Source organism: Micromonospora sp. NPDC005220 (genome assembly GCF_040607895.1).
Taxonomy (GTDB): Bacteria; Actinomycetota; Actinomycetes; order Mycobacteriales; family Micromonosporaceae; genus Micromonospora.
This window is the reverse complement of sequence record NZ_JBEXHP010000136.1, coordinates 1-13,402: the sequence shown is the minus strand read 5'-3', so window position 1 is coordinate 13,402 and position 13,402 is coordinate 1. Positions and strand designations below refer to the sequence as shown.

The 13,402-nt window shown below is 73.0% G+C and carries 16 protein-coding genes; 6 read left to right on the top strand and 10 right to left on the bottom strand.

The window, feature by feature from the left end; translation table 11 throughout:
• Positions 1 to 122: 122 nt before the first annotated feature.
• Entirely contained in the window at positions 123 to 1,139 is a 1,017-nt protein-coding gene (locus ABZU52_RS29120; RefSeq protein ID WP_354974154.1) for an SMP-30/gluconolactonase/LRE family protein, read from the bottom strand.
• A gap of 183 nt (positions 1,140 to 1,322) precedes the next feature.
• Between ABZU52_RS29120 and ABZU52_RS29115 the strand changes: the two genes are divergently transcribed.
• Entirely contained in the window at positions 1,323 to 1,709 is a 387-nt protein-coding gene (locus ABZU52_RS29115) for an STAS domain-containing protein (RefSeq protein WP_354974153.1), read from the top strand.
• 62 nt (positions 1,710 to 1,771) lie between these two features.
• On the opposite strand, the gene ABZU52_RS29110 is transcribed toward ABZU52_RS29115, so the two are convergent.
• From ABZU52_RS29110 to ABZU52_RS29080, 7 genes are all read right to left on the bottom strand, one after another.
• Positions 1,772 to 2,164, bottom strand: a complete 393-nt coding sequence (locus ABZU52_RS29110) for an FKBP-type peptidyl-prolyl cis-trans isomerase (protein WP_354974152.1) — start codon at positions 2,162 to 2,164, stop codon at positions 1,772 to 1,774.
• A 221-nt stretch (positions 2,165 to 2,385) separates the two neighbouring features.
• Positions 2,386 to 2,943 (bottom strand): hypothetical protein, encoded by a 558-nt coding sequence (locus ABZU52_RS29105; RefSeq protein ID WP_354974151.1) that lies wholly within the window; start codon positions 2,941 to 2,943, stop codon positions 2,386 to 2,388.
• A gap of 209 nt (positions 2,944 to 3,152) precedes the next feature.
• Positions 3,153 to 3,872 carry a helical backbone metal receptor gene (locus tag ABZU52_RS29100; protein ID WP_354974150.1) on the bottom strand — a complete coding sequence of 240 codons (720 nt, stop codon included), beginning with the start codon at positions 3,870 to 3,872 and terminating at the stop codon, positions 3,153 to 3,155.
• A 49-nt stretch (positions 3,873 to 3,921) separates the two neighbouring features.
• Entirely contained in the window at positions 3,922 to 4,482 is a 561-nt protein-coding gene (locus tag ABZU52_RS29095; protein WP_354974149.1) for a hypothetical protein, read from the bottom strand.
• Positions 4,479 to 5,000 carry a DUF6286 domain-containing protein gene (locus tag ABZU52_RS29090; protein ID WP_354974148.1) on the bottom strand — a complete coding sequence of 174 codons (522 nt, stop codon included), beginning with the start codon at positions 4,998 to 5,000 and terminating at the stop codon, positions 4,479 to 4,481. Before ABZU52_RS29090 ends, ABZU52_RS29095 begins: the two co-directional genes overlap by 4 nt.
• Position 5,001: 1 nt before the next feature.
• Entirely contained in the window at positions 5,002 to 5,382 is a 381-nt protein-coding gene (locus ABZU52_RS29085; protein ID WP_354974147.1) for an Asp23/Gls24 family envelope stress response protein, read from the bottom strand.
• The gene (locus ABZU52_RS29080) at positions 5,379 to 5,570 is read right to left on the bottom strand and encodes a hypothetical protein (RefSeq protein WP_354974146.1); all 192 of its coding nucleotides are present in this window, start codon (positions 5,568 to 5,570) and stop codon (positions 5,379 to 5,381) included. Before ABZU52_RS29080 ends, ABZU52_RS29085 begins: the two co-directional genes overlap by 4 nt.
• A gap of 164 nt (positions 5,571 to 5,734) precedes the next feature.
• Between ABZU52_RS29080 and ABZU52_RS29075 the strand changes: the two genes are divergently transcribed.
• Positions 5,735 to 6,607, top strand: a complete 873-nt coding sequence (locus ABZU52_RS29075) for a DUF2726 domain-containing protein (RefSeq protein WP_354974145.1) — start codon at positions 5,735 to 5,737, stop codon at positions 6,605 to 6,607.
• Positions 6,608 to 6,902: 295 nt separating this feature from the next.
• Complete coding sequence (locus ABZU52_RS29070; protein ID WP_354974144.1) at positions 6,903 to 8,183, top strand: hypothetical protein; 1,281 nt, start codon at positions 6,903 to 6,905, stop codon at positions 8,181 to 8,183.
• Positions 8,184 to 8,311: 128 nt separating this feature from the next.
• Here ABZU52_RS29070 and ABZU52_RS29065 read toward each other — a convergent pair whose 3' ends face one another.
• Positions 8,312 to 8,659: an Lsr2 family protein gene (locus ABZU52_RS29065; protein WP_354974143.1), complete on the bottom strand. Its 348-nt coding sequence runs from the start codon at positions 8,657 to 8,659 to the stop codon at positions 8,312 to 8,314.
• Positions 8,660 to 8,803: 144 nt separating this feature from the next.
• On the bottom strand, positions 8,804 to 9,412 hold the full coding sequence (locus ABZU52_RS29060) for a response regulator transcription factor (protein ID WP_354974142.1): 609 nt from the start codon (positions 9,410 to 9,412) through the stop codon (positions 8,804 to 8,806).
• 98 nt (positions 9,413 to 9,510) lie between these two features.
• Here ABZU52_RS29060 and ABZU52_RS29055 point away from each other — a divergent pair, with 98 nt between their 5' ends.
• From ABZU52_RS29055 to lon, 3 genes are all read left to right on the top strand, one after another.
• On the top strand, positions 9,511 to 10,239 hold the full coding sequence (locus ABZU52_RS29055) for a HAMP domain-containing sensor histidine kinase (RefSeq protein WP_354974141.1): 729 nt from the start codon (positions 9,511 to 9,513) through the stop codon (positions 10,237 to 10,239).
• Complete coding sequence (locus ABZU52_RS29050) at positions 10,236 to 10,418, top strand: CDGSH iron-sulfur domain-containing protein (protein WP_354974140.1); 183 nt, start codon at positions 10,236 to 10,238, stop codon at positions 10,416 to 10,418. Before ABZU52_RS29055 ends, ABZU52_RS29050 begins: the two co-directional genes overlap by 4 nt.
• A gap of 596 nt (positions 10,419 to 11,014) precedes the next feature.
• Complete coding sequence (gene lon, locus ABZU52_RS29045; RefSeq protein ID WP_354974139.1) at positions 11,015 to 13,345, top strand: endopeptidase La; 2,331 nt, start codon at positions 11,015 to 11,017, stop codon at positions 13,343 to 13,345.
• Positions 13,346 to 13,402 lie beyond the last annotated feature (57 nt).

The window sequence follows — 13,402 nt, the reverse complement described above, 5'->3', positions numbered from 1 at the left end:
CAGCGCCCAGGGCCAGCGCCCAGGGCCAGCGGCCACCGCACAGGCGGGGCGCAGCCCAGGGACGCCGTCCAGCGCCCAGGGCCAGCGGCGGTCACACCCGGCGGGGCGGTGGCCGTCGGCCGTCACCTCAGGGGTACCCGGGCCACCCCGGAACCGGTCAGGCTGCCCAGCCAGAGGTGGTCGCCGTGCTGGCGTACCCCGGTGATCATCGAGTAGTGCCCGGTCGGACCGTGCAGCGTCCGACGCACCGCGCCCGTGCCGTCGACCAGCGCGACCAGCCCGTAGCGGCGTGGCTGCGGCTGCATTGCGTCGGGCAGCAGAGCGGCGATCTGACGCAGCCGCGGATGAGGCAGCAGCCGCTCGGCGATCGGCACCCGTGGGCTGGGCAGCGCGATCCAGTACGTCCCGTCACCCACCGAGGCGAGATTGTCCGGGTACGCGGGGAGGTCGGCGAGGACCCGCACGCCGCCGCCCAGCTCGACGCGGAGCAGGCGGTGGGTGCTGGTCTCCACGAGCATCAGCGCCGACTCGTCCGGGGTCAGCGCGATCCCGTTGGGGAAGTACAGCCCGTCGACCACCACCTCGGTGCGGCCACTGCCCGGATGGTGAGCCAGCACCCGACCGTTGGGGCGATGCTCCAGCAGGTCCCGCTTCCAGTGTGAGACCGGGAACCGGTTGGAGCTGTCGGTGAAGTAGATGGTGCCGTCCCGGCCCACCGTGGCGTTGTTGGCCAGATGCACCGGCGGCGCGGTTCCGGTCAGTTCGCGTACCGCGCCGTCCGGTGTGACCCGCAGCAACCCGCGGTACGCGTCGCAGACCACCAGGGTCTCGCCGGACGGGTCCAGCTCGATGCCGAGCGGACGGCCACCGGTTTCGGCCAGCAGGTGGGGTCGGGTGCCGGGCAACGCGTCGACCGGCCACCACCAGAGCCGACCGTCCTCGTCGCCACTGATCACCCGCCCGGCGCCGTCGACCAGCACGTCCTCCGGGCCGACGGCGCCCGCGGGGAGCGGGAGCACATCGGCCTGGTCGAGCCGGCGGTCGGTGGCAGCCCACGCCCCGGCCAGCGCCGGCGGGCTGGTGGCCGGCTCGCGGACCGGACGGATCAGCCGGGGAGGCCGGGGCCGGGGGATCAGCATCGACCTATTCTCCACCCGAGTGCCGGCCGACCCCGAGTTCCGCGTCCGCGCGGCGCGCCGTACCCAAGCCCCCTGACTCCACCCCGAGAGGGAGGTGGAGCGCCTCCGGGTATGCCCTGGGCGTACCCGGAATCACTCCGTGGAGGGGCGAAAGTGTCGGTGGTGGCGGCTAGATTTCTGGGCATGGAAGAGCACAGCGACCGGCTCGACGTGCAGGTCAGCGTGGGTGACCAACTGGTCCTCATGCGGGTGGCCGGCGAGGTCGACATCGCCACGGTGGCCGCGCTCCGCTCCGCGCTGTGGTCCGCGCCGGCCCGTCCGGTGCTTCAACTGGAGCTGTCCGGGCTGCGGCTGCTCTCCGCCGCCGGTGTCCGCGCGCTGCTCGCCGCGCATCTGCGCGTGCGGGCCCGCGGCGGCGAGCTGGTCCTTGTCGATCCGAGCCCGGTGGTGGCGCGGGTGCTGCGCGTCAGCGGGCTGCACCGTGTGATGCCGATCCTGGAGCCGGGCGCGGCGATCGAGGCCGCTCGTCGCCCGCTGGCCGCGGCCACCGACCTGCAACTCGCCGCCTGACCCCGGTCCGACGAGGTGGGGCGCGGGGCCGCCGGCGTGGGCCGGCGACCCCCGACGTTCGGTCAGCGCACGCCGAGCAGATCGACGACGAAGATCAGCGTCTCGCCCGGCTTGATGACGCCGGCGGCGCCCCGGTCGCCGTACCCCAGGTGCGGCGGGATGGTCAGCCGGCGGCGACCGCCGACCCGCATGCCGGCGACGCCCTGGTCCCAGCCGGCGATGACCTGACCGCCGCCGAGCGGAAATTCGAACGCCTCGCCCCGGTTCCAGGACGAGTCGAACTCGCCGCCGGTGGAGTGCGACACGCCGACGTAGTGCACGCTGACCAGCTGGCCCGGCTCGGCCTGCGGGCCGTCGCCCACGGTGATGTCCTCGATCACGAGGTCGGCCGGCGGTGCACCCTCGATCGGACCGACCTCGGGCTTACCCGATTGGGCGCCTGCTGCCTGGTTCATGCGGGGATCTCCTGCCGTGTTTGGTGATGTGTCCGGTCACCGTCGATCCTGCCGGATCACCCCCCACCGATGTGCGGCGGACCCGTCACCTGCTCCGCAACCCCATACGCCGGACTGCGCCGACGGTCCCGGTGGCGCTCCGGGCCCCGATGGCGCAACGACGACGTGGCGGGCGTCACCGGTGCTGGTGACGCCCGCCGTGCGCGGGTGTGGGCGGTGGTTCACCGGAGCCAGGGCATCCGCCGGACGATCGGCAGCGTCGCCCACACCCGGCCGAGGCCCCAGGTGTCGCCGGCGTGGACAAGCGCCAGGACCGCCAGCACCGCCGCGTAGATCAGGTGGTCGTCCATGAAGGGGTTGTTCTCCGGAGGTAGGACGGCGGTCCACATCATGACCAGCAGCAGCCCACCGGCGACGGCGGCGACCCGCATGCCGATGCCGAGCAGCAGGGCGACACCGATCCCGGCCAGGCCGGCCATGAAGAGCCAGTCGGCCCAGGCGGCACCGGCGATCCCGGCGTAGAGATCCTTGAACGGGCCGGTCACGCCGAAGGTCAGGAATCCCTTGGTGGGGCTGCCCCCGTTGATCCAGGCGTTCTTCGATTCGGTGGCCATTCCGAGGCCGAACATCTTGTCGATAAAGGCCCAGAGGAAGATCCAGCCGAGTGCCAGCCGGGTACCGGCCAGGAGGTACCGCACGGCCCGCTGGTGAGTGGTGCGGGCCTGCGGGGCGGTGTTCTCGGCGGTGGCCTGCTCGATCGTCGCGGTCATGATCTCCACGTCCCTTCTCAGCTTCGCACCGCGCTTCCCGGTGGCACCTCCAGTGGACGCCCACGGCGTTCTCGACGGCAGGGCCGACAGACCGCAACGGCCCGGGACGTTCGACCCCCCTCAGGACCCGGCCCGGTGGCCCTGCCGACGGTCGGCGCCCGGTGCTGAGGAGCTGGGCCGTGCCGGGCCGCGTCCCGGCCGCCAGGTGGCGGCCGGGGTCAGCCGACCGGCCGGGACAGCTGGTCGGCCAGCAGCGTGGGGGCCTCGGCCAGGGACGGGCCGTACCAGGTGAGGTGCCGCCCGGAGAGCAGGGCGCACGGTACGCCGGGGAACGCCTCCGGCCCGTCGTCGGCGGTGAACCGGTACGGCTCGTCGGGCAGCACCACCAGCTCGGGTTTCCGTTCGCCCAGCTCGGCGAGGGACGGGCGGGGGTAACGCTCGGGGTGCTCCTCGTAGGCGTTGACCACGCCGAGGCGTCGCAGCACGTCGCCGGCGAACGTGTCGCCGCCGAGCACCACCCACGGCCGCCGCCAGACGGGCACCACCGCGCGGCGGGTCGGCGCCAGCCCCGGTGGGTTGGTCCACGCCAGCCGGGCGGCCCGCAGCCAGGCCGGCTCCGTCGGCGCACCCAGTTCGGTCAGCAGGTCGCCCAGCTCGGTCAACGCGCCGGGAACGGTACGTGGATAGGTGACCCGCACCGGTACGCCGGCTGCCCGCAGCGCCTCCGCGTCGGCCTGGCGGTTCTCCTCCACGTTCAACAGCACCAGGTCCGGCCGCAGCGCGCGCACCCGGTCCAGGTCGGGGTACTTGCTGCCGCCGACCCGGGCCACGTCGAGCCCCGCCGGGTGGCTGCACCAGTCGGTGGCCCCGACCAGCACTCCCGGCAGGGTCAGCGCCACCGCCTCGGTCAGTGACGGCACCAGCGACACCACCCGCACCCGCGTACCTCCGTTCGCCGCCGGCACCGATCATGCCCTGCGGGCCGGGTCAGGGGTGGCCGGGCTCGATGCGGGCGGTCACGTCGAGGTGCGCGGGCTGGCAGTCGGTCGTCGCCGCGAACCGGCCGACCGCGGCGCGAACGTGCTCGCGTACGCCGGCGGCCGGCGCGTCGGCGGTGAGGTCCACCCGGATCCACACGTCGGGGTGCGGTGGCGCGCCGGTGAGCACCACCCGGGCCCGGCGTACCCCTGGGTTGCCGGTCAGGTCGCGTACCAGCGCGTCGGCGAGAACGTCGGCGGCCACCCGCGTTCGGCCCGGCCGGCGTCCGGGGTGGCTCAGGGTGCCGCGCAGCGTGCCACCGGGGCGCCGTAGCTCCCGGGCCAGCAGGCGCTGCCCGGCCAGCGCGAGCAGCGCCCCGGCGACCGCCGCGGCCAGGGTGCTCCACGGTGCGGCCATCCGCCACCCGTCGACCAGGTCGGCGCTGAGCAGCACCGCCGCCGGGTCAGCGCCGGGAAGTTTGCCGAGGCTGACCGCCAGTGCCGCCGCGCCGCCCGCTACCAGCAGCAGCGCGATGATGGTCCACAGCAGTCGGTGCCCGGCGTTGGTCACGCCGGCCGCCGCCGAGGCAGCAGCCGGACGTCGATCCGGGCGGGGCGGGGCGCGGTGAGGCGGTGCAACTCCTGGCGTACGGCGAACTCGATCTCCGCCCGGGCCGCCAGGTCGCCGGTCGCGCGGACCCGGGGACGCCATTGGCCGCCGCGCCGTCGGACCCGGACCCGGGCGCGGCAAACGCCCGGCACCGCACTGGCGGCGTCAGCGAGCCGCCGTTCCACGCAGCGCCGGTGCAGGTACCAGCCGTCGCGCTCGTCGGCGGGCAGCCGGACCGGCGTCCAGCGGCGCAGTTGGGCGACGAGGATGGCCAGGCCCAGCAGCAGCGCCCCGCCGGCCACCGTCCGGACGGTGGGGTCGCGCCAGCGGGTGCCGCTCAGCGCGTCGAGCCAGCCGGTGGTGTCGAGCGGCGTCGGGCGGTGCAGGGTGAGCAGCAACGCCTGGACGGCCGCCACCGCGCCGCCGATGAGCAGGGCGGTGGCCAGCAGCAGAGAGGCGACCCGGTTGGCGGTGCGCATCTCAGCCGTCCTCCGGTGCGGCGGTGCCGGCTCCGGAGGAGTCGACGCCGGGGACGAGCAGGTCGTCCACGGTGACGGTCACCACCGCCACGCTGAGCCCGGTCTGGGCGGCTACCCGGTCGGCGACCACCGCCCGGACCGTTTCGGCGATCGTCGGCACGCTGTGCCCGTACCAGGTGATCAGGTGCAGGTCGAGTCCGACGGACCGGTCGTCCAGGCGGACCGCCGCCGGGCGGACGACGGACACGCCCGGCACGAGGCTGGCCGCCCGCACCGCGATCCGCGCGACGTCCGCGGCGTCGCCCGGCCGGCGATCCGCACCGTTCGTACCGGCGGCCAGTGCGGTGCTGGGGTTGCTCCCCGCGGACGGCCGGGTGGTCATCGGCGTCGCCGAGCGTCGGGGCGGCGGTCGCCGAGACCGGTCACCGCGAGGTCGCCGTCGAGCACGCGGACGACCAGCCAGCCGAGCAGGCCGGCGAGTACGGCGAGAGCGGCCACGCCGACGCCGGCGAGCGCCCAGACCGCCACGGCGAGGAACCCGGCGAGGTAGCCGAACTGCTGTCGCGACATGGTCACCTCCGGACCGGTCCAGTACCGGCGGTCGCTGGATACACCCGCCGACCACCACTGGAACGTCCGCGCTGCTGTGATCCCGGTCACATCCGAAGTCGGTGGCCCATGATCGACCGCCTAGACTCGGCCCGGCTCGACCGACCGGCGGATGGATCAGGCAGATGACGAGCATCGGGAGCGACGACCGCGGCTGGCTGCGGGCGATGCCCGCCGAGGCGGGGCGCGACGCGCTGCTCAGCCGCGCCGGTCATCGGGTCCTGTCGGCGCGCCGGCTCAGCGATCTGGTCCAGGGCCGCCCACCCGGTGTCACCGGCAGCCAGTGGACCTCGGCGAGCCGGGCCAGCTTCGACTTCGTGGTCTACGCCGCCGACACCGGCCGTCCGGTCGTCGCAGTGGAGATCGGCCCGGTGCCGTCCGCCGGCTCGGCGGAGCAGCGCGTGGAGCGACTCAAGGACGCGGTGAGCGCTGCCGTCAGCCTTCCCGTGCTGCGGATCGGTTCGCCCACCCTGAGCGCCGCCGAGCACGGCCGCCGCCTGGTCGAGTACGTGATCGACGCGCGCGCCTACGCCGAAGGCGGTGCCGCGGCCGAGACCGACCCGGCGCCGGTGGGCTTCCGGGACATCCTGGGCCGGCTGCCGGACGGGCGTACCGGGCCGGTCAACGACCTCGGCGCGCTGACCCGAGCGGCGGCGGTAGAGGCGTACGTGGCCGGGCAGGTGGCCGACCCGATCGTGCGAGGGCTGCACGTCCGCTGGGTGGACGGGCCGGCACAGGGGTGGAGCTGGGTGCAGGTACGCCCCGACGCGTGCCTCATCGAGCAGGTGTCGGTGACCGAACAGCGCTTCTCCTGCGGCATGGACGCGGCCCGCCTGGCTGAGGACCTCGCCACGGTCGCCGTCGGGGAGCGACTGCGCGAGAGCTCGGTCGCGGACCTGCTGCCACGCGTCGAGTGGACCGCGCAGATCGCCGCGCTGAGCCAGCGCCGCCACGAACTGGTCGGCGGGTTCGCCTTCGACCACCTCTGCGCCGACTGACCGGCGTCCGTTCTACCTGCTGATCCCTGCCCCGCACCGGCTCCGTGCCGGGTTGCGGCAATTTCCTGTGCGTCTGTTGAACCTTCCCGGCCGCCGCCCCGTACTCCTGCGCGAATGAACAGGATCTCCCCATCCGCGTCCGCCAGGCGCGGGAGACGGTGCGGAAAGGGCATCGTCGGCCATCGACGCATTACCGGGTAGGTCACGGTGGGTCACCACCGCGACGTGCCACCTCACATCCGTCGGTCCGCCGAGGGCAGAAATCCACTACCGGATCGAGAAGGAGAGCAATTCGATGCGCAGGTCCACTCGGGCGCGCCGGCCTTCCGGCAACGCGCGGAGCAAGCGTCTGCTGGCAGTTGTCGGCACGCTCGCGGTCTTCGGCGGAGTTGTCGCCGTGACTCAGATTTCGTCGGCCCAGGACCGGCGGACAAATAAGCCACGTCCGGCTTCCGGGCAGTGCGTGGAGCCGAGCCCCGGCGCGACCGCGCCGACCGGCGCCGGCTCGACCACCCGGACCTGGCAGAACGGTCGGTGGGTGCGTAATCACTGGGGTGACGGACAGCAGTCGGTCCCCGAGTGCGAGGACGGCAAGGACGGCACGGTCGGCACCGGCACGGCCATCGCCTGTCCGGATGTGGCGGCCAAACTGCCGCAGGTGCCGGACCGGGCGCGGGCCGAGGTGGACCGCAACCTCGCCCAGTTGCAGACCCAGATCGCCGAGGCGGACCGCCGGCTGGCCGCCGAGGGCAACAAGGGTGAGGCGTTCATCCGCAGCGCGATCCTCCAGCCGTTGGCCGGCAAGCGCCGCGCCGTGCTGGACCGGATCACCACCGCCATCGACCGGGTCGGACCCCGGCCGCAGGGCCTCGCGCAGCTCGCCGAGTGCCAGGTGCAGCCCACCGGCGGCAACAACGGCGGCGGCAGTACCCCCACCACCACCCCCGGTGGTGGCAACAACGGTGGTGGCAACAACGGCGGTGGCAACAACGGTGGTGGCAACAACGGTGGCGGCACCGAGCCCGGTGCCGGGCTCGGCGTGCTCGCCAACGACTGTGACGAGAGCCGGCTCCAGCCGCACAACGGTTTCCAGAACGGCAACCGCTGCGTGAGCACCGAGTTCGGTGAGGTCGGCGCGGCGGCCAACAACCCGTCGCTGCTGATCACCCAGTTCCCCGAGCAGGTCGGCCAGAACCAGCCCTTCACCCTGCGGGTCAGCACCCGCAACCTGGTCCGGGATCGCTTCCTGGCCGCTGGCCAGGGTGGCTACTACGTGGAGAGCTCGCTGCTCAACGACCAGGGCCTGGTCCGCGGTCACTTCCACACCGCCTGCCGGATGCTGGACAGCCTGACCGCTCCGCCGGAGCCGCAGGAGGTGCCCGCCTTCTTCGTCGCCACCGAGGACGGCCGCGGTGGCGCCCAGCCCGACGAGGTGACGATCCAGATTCCGGGCCTGCCGGAGTCGGGTACCGCCCAGTGTTCCGTCTGGGCCGGTGACGGCTCGCACCGCCTGCCGATGATGGAGCGGGCCAACCAGACCCCCGCCTTCGACTCGGTGCGCATCGACGTCAACTGACCTGACGTACCAACGGAGGCCGGCCACCCGGGGCGACAACCCGGGGTGGCCGGCCTCCGCCTCGCTTCGGGCGCCCGGACAAACGACGGGGCCCCGCCGGAAACGGCGGGGCCCGTCGTCGAGTCTCGTCAGCGGTTCTTGTACGCCTCGACGACCTCGACCGGGATCCGGCCACGCTCGGAAATCTTGTAGCCGTTCTTGACGGCCCATTCCCGGATGGCCCGGTTCTGCTCCCGATCCATTCCCGCGCCGGTGGGTCGCCCCGGCCGCCGGACGGAACGCGCGCTCTCCACCGGACCGCGCCCGATCCGCCGGCCCGCATTGATGTACGGATCGAGCGCCTTGCGCAGGACGCCGGCATTCTCGTCGGAGACATCGATGGTGTAGGCCACGCCGTCGAGACTGAACTCGACCGTCCGGTCGGCCTTCCCACCGTCGAGGTCGTCGGTCAGGACCGTGATTACTTTTCTCGCCATTGCCGATTACTCCCTGTGTGCGGCGGGATGTGTCCAAAGTCTGACCTATCACCCCGGTAATCCGCAACAATATGCCTTCCATTCATTCGGCGCGTCGCGATTCCGTTACCGAGCAAAACCGTGAATCGGTCCGAAGATGAGGCTTCATTCCCCGAGGATGCCGCTGTGACCCGCTACGGCGGCCGCCTCGGCCCGGTTCGAGACCCGCAACTTGCGCAGCAACGCGGCGGTCACGCGTTTCACCGTCCGTTCGGAGACGTGCAGTTGCTCGGCGATGTCGACGGTGCTGCGGCCGGCGGCGATCGCCCGCAGCAGGCGCCGTTCCTCGCCGTCCAGGTCGACGGGGGAGAAGCGGGTGGGCCGCAGCATGGCGCGCAGCAGTTCGGCCGGCAGCACCGCCCAGCCGTCGAGGATGGCCAGGAGCGGGGGCAGCAACTCCTCCGGTTCGCTGGTCTTGGGCAGGAATCCCTCGGCGCCGGCCCGCAGCGCCTCCACCGCCGAGGCGGGGTCTGCGGAACCGGACATCGCTACCACCCGTACCCATGGGGTGGTCCGCCGGATCGCGGCCACCGCCCGGATACCGCCGGGCGCCGGCATGTGCAGGTCGACCAGGGCCAGGTCGGGGCGGCAGTTGCTGACCAGCCCCGCCGCCGCGGCGGCGTCACCGGTCGAGGCGACCACCTCGGCGCGGCCGTCGGTGGTGATCGGGAGCAGCAACTCCAGGCCGCGGACGAACAGGGTGTGATCGTCCACGACGACAAGTCGCAAGGTGGAGGCTCCCGGCATGTCTGGGCCGTTCCCCAGCGGGTACCGATCATGCGGGTTCGCACCGAACGAGAGGAGTCGGGTGGATGCGCGTACGGCACGGTCTGCGGTACCTGCTGCGAGGGTTGCGCCCGATCGGGCCGACACCCGGCGAGTCGCGACCGGTGGCTGATTCGGAGTTGCTGCTGCGGGTGTTGTGCCACGAGTTCCGGACGCCGATCAGCACGCTGACCTCGCTGACCCGTGCGCTGGCCGACGAGCGTCGTGAGCTGACCAGCGAAGACCGCCGGGCGATCACCGAGCTGGCCCGCGACCAGGCCGTCCACCTGCAGAGCCTGCTGCGCGACGCGACCGCCGGCACCGGCGTGCTGACGCCGGCCGCGCAGCCGGAGCCGACCGTCGCGCTGGCGGGCATCCTGCGGGAAGCCGCCGCGCTGGTGCCGGTCGGCCGTCGGCGGGCACGGGCCACCCGGCGGGCGGCCTCCTGTCCGGTGCCGGCCGGACGAACCCGACAGGTGCTGGTCAACCTGGTGGAGAACGCGTTGCGGCACGGGCCGCCGGATGGGCAGGTGGGGCTCTACGCCACAGTGCGTGGCCCGGATCTGAGCATTCTGGTCACCGACGAGGGCCGGGTCGACGATGCGCTGCTGGTCGCGCTGCGGCGTCCGGTGCCGGCTGTCGGGATGTCCGGTCTGGGCCTGTGGATCGCGCGGCGGCTCGTCGCTGCGGACGGGGGAGCGTTGCGGGCGCACCGGCTACGGCCCCGCGGCGTTGCGCTGGAGGTGCTGCTGCCGATGCCTCGCCCGCTGCAGTGACCCACGGACCGCTGCTGATCCGCGGCGACTTCGCGCTGGTCACCCCCGATGGCGAACGCATCGACGCGCGGCGGGGCACGGTGGCGCTGTGCCGGTGCGGCAAGTCGGCGCTCAAGCCGTTCTGCGACGGCACCCACAAGGCGATCAACTTCCGCGCGGGCACCACGCGCGAGGGGTGAGCCCGCAGCGGCCCCGTCACGCAGCGCAAGCGCGCGCAGAAGCCGCACCAGAGACATCCCGCCTTTGCTCTGCACCCGCCGGTGCGCCAGTTACCAACCGTGCCAAGGACGTCGGGCCTGGGCCTGGGCCTGCGGCGGGCATGATCGTGCTCGATCCTGGATGTAGTGGTCTCCTGGCGTGAGGAGGGGCCTATTTCCTGGATCGAGCACGATCATGCCGCCCTGACCTTCCGTGCCGCGCGTTGCCGCCTGGCGCTCTCCTGATGTCGGGGTCTCCCGGCACCCGGACACCGCAACCTTCAGGAACCCGAGTGGATCACGCCGTCGGGGCCGCCGTGTCGCCTCGGCTAGGCGGACGGTGTGGTGCATCAGCGGGTGCAGAGCAAAGGGGTGAAATCCGCGCGGCACCCCCCACCCACACACACAGCCCCACCCCCCACAGCCCCAAGCCAACACTGTCCGCCGGCCCCACCCGCATGGGCGGGCCCCGGGTGACCCGCCGGACCGACTGGGGAAGTGGTCTGGGTCACAGGTCGGAACAAGGGGAACGCTTTGTTACTTGAGTGAGACACGCTCAACTCAACGCGAGGTGTTCGATGGCAACTCTTCCGGTACTTCCCCTGACCGACGCCGTGCTGCTGCCCGGCATGGTCATCCCGGTGACCCTCGACCCCACCACCCAGGCCGCGATCGACGCGGCGCGGGCGACCGGCGACCGCAAGCTGCTGGCCGTGCCGCGCATCGACGGCGAGTACGGGCCGGTCGGCGTGGTCGCCACCATTGAGAAGGTCGGCCGGCTCCCCGAGGGTGAGCCCGCCGCAGTGATCCGTGGCCTGACCCGGGCCCGGATCGGCTCCGGCGTGCCCGGCCCCGGCGCCGCCCTCTGGGTCGAGGCGACCGAACTCGACGAACCCGCCTACGCCGGTCGGGCCCGGGAACTCGCCCGCGAGTACCGCGCCCTGGTGACCTCCGTGCTCCAGCAGCGGGGCGCCTGGCAGGTCATCGACGCGGTGGAGCGGATGACCGACCTCTCCGAGCTGGCCGACTCGGCCGGCTACGCGCCCTGGCTGACCCTGGAACAGAAGATCGAACTGCTGGCCGCGCCGGACGTCACCGCCCGGCTGGAGCTGCTGGTCGGCTGGGTGAAGGACTACCTGGCCGAGCAGGAGGTCACCGAGCAGATCAACAGTGACGTCCGCGAGGGGCTGGAGAAGTCCCAGCGCGAGTTCCTGCTGCGCCAGCAGCTCGCCGCGATCCGTAAGGAACTGGGCGAGGACGAGCCGGACGGCTCCGCCGACTACCGGTCCCGGGTCGAGTCCGCCGAGCTGCCGGAGAAGGTACGCGAGGCGGCCATGCGCGAGGTCGGCAAGCTGGAGCGGGCCAGTGACGCCTCCCCGGAGGCGGGCTGGATCCGTACCTGGCTGGACACCGTCCTCGAAATGCCGTGGGGCACGCGTACCGAGGACAACACCGACCTGGCCGCGGCCCGGGCGGTGCTCGACGCCGACCACGCCGGCCTGGCCGACGTGAAGGACCGCATCCTGGAGTACCTGGCGGTGCGCAACCGGCGGGCCGAGCGCAACCTCGGTGTGGTCGGCGGTCGCGGCTCCGGCGCGGTGCTCGCCCTCGCCGGTCCTCCCGGGGTGGGCAAGACCAGCCTCGGCGAGTCCGTGGCGCGGGCGCTCGGACGTAACTTCGTCCGGGTGTCGCTCGGCGGCGTCCGCGACGAGGCGGAGATCCGCGGGCACCGGCGCACCTACGTGGGGGCGCTGCCCGGTCGGATCGTCCGCGCGTTGCGCGAGGCCGGTTCGATGAACCCCGTCGTGCTCCTCGACGAGGTGGACAAGCTGGCCGCCGGCTACGCCGGTGACCCGGCCGCCGCCCTGCTGGAGGTGCTCGACCCGGCGCAGAACCACACCTTCCGGGATCACTACCTGGAGGTCGACCTCGACCTCTCCGACGTGCTCTTCCTGGCCACCGCGAACGTGGTGGAGTCCATCCCCGGCCCGCTGCTGGACCGGATGGAGCTGGTCACCCTGGACGGGTACACCGAGGACGAGAAGGTCGCCATCGCCCGCGACCACCTGCTGCCCCGGCAGCGGGAGCGGGCCGGGCTGACCGCCGACGAGGTCAGCGTCGCCGACGAGGCGCTCGCGCTGATCGCGGGGGAGTACACCCGGGAGGCCGGCGTACGGCAGCTCGAGCGTGCCCTGGCCAAGATCCTGCGCAAGGTGGCGGTGGCGCTGGCGACCGACCCGTCGCCGGTACGCGTCGACACCGACAACCTCGCCGGCTACCTGGGTCGGCCGAAGTTCACCCCGGAGTCGGCCGAGCGCACCGCGGTGCCCGGGGTGGCCACCGGCCTGGCCGTCACCGGCGCCGGTGGGGACGTGCTCTTCATCGAGGCGACCAGCATGGAGGGCGAGCCGGGGCTGACCCTGACCGGCCAGCTCGGTGACGTGATGAAGGAGTCGGCGCACATCGCGCTCTCCTACCTGCGCTCCAACGGGCGGCGGTTCGGCATCGACCCGAACGCCCTCGCGGGACGCCGGATCCACGTCCACTTCCCGGCGGGCGCGGTGCCCAAGGACGGCCCGAGCGCCGGCATCACCATGGTCACGGCCCTGGCGTCGCTGGTCACCGGTCGCCCGGTCCGCCCCGAGTTCGGGATGACCGGTGAGGTGACGCTCTCCGGTCGGGTGCTGCCCATCGGTGGGGTGAAGCAGAAGCTGCTCGCCGCGCACCGGGCCGGCCTCACCGAGGTGATCATCCCGGCGCGCAACGAGCCGGACCTGGACGACCTGCCGACCGAGGTGCGCGAGGCGCTGACGGTGCACACCCTGGCCGACGTGGCCGACGTGCTCGCCCTGGCGCTGCGCCCGGCCGACGTCGAGGCGCTGGACGGTCCGGCGCTCTTCAAGGTCTGACGCTCCGAACCAATGGCCCCCGCCGTCTTTTGACGGCGGGGGCCATATCATAAGGGA